1 protein-coding gene is annotated in these 511 nt (G+C 48.9%); it reads left to right on the forward strand.

The features are described 5' to 3' along the window. Window positions 1-402: multiheme c-type cytochrome (locus R7R78_RS29635; RefSeq protein ID WP_318119925.1), on the forward strand; the 402-nt coding region annotated here is incomplete at its 5' end. Window positions 403-511 lie beyond the last annotated feature (109 nt).

Below are 511 nucleotides of genomic sequence, written 5' to 3' on the forward strand. Positions count from 1 at the left end.
GCTGATCTAAAGTACCACGTGCACTCATTCCACACCTTTGGCTCCGCTCATAGCGGTGAAGCTTCTTTCCCTGGCGCAGTCAACAACTGTGAGGCCTGCCATACCAATGCTCAATACAACTTACCTAGCCAACAAAATACGCGCCCTTCTCTGGCAAGTGGTAAGTACTTTAGTCCTGCATTAGTCGCCTGTGGCGCGTGTCACTTAGAGTCATCTTTAGCTAATGCTGACCCGGATACCGTGGCAGGAGATGCGCCTCTGAACCATATGCTGAATCACGGCGCGGTATTTGGAGCAGACACAGCAGCACAAGCAACAGGCTCCGAACAATGTGCGACTTGCCATGCTATTGGTCAGTCACAAGGGGTAGATAAGGTTCACAAGGTATACGACTACCGTTGAATTCGTCATTGAACACAATGCTTTGACAATTAAGGATAAGAAAAGGAAGAGCTATGAAAGCAATGTTTCTGCGGTGGTTGGTAGCTGGGATACTTGGGTTAGGCGTCAT

The organism is Vibrio sp. 2134-1 (assembly GCF_033339495.1).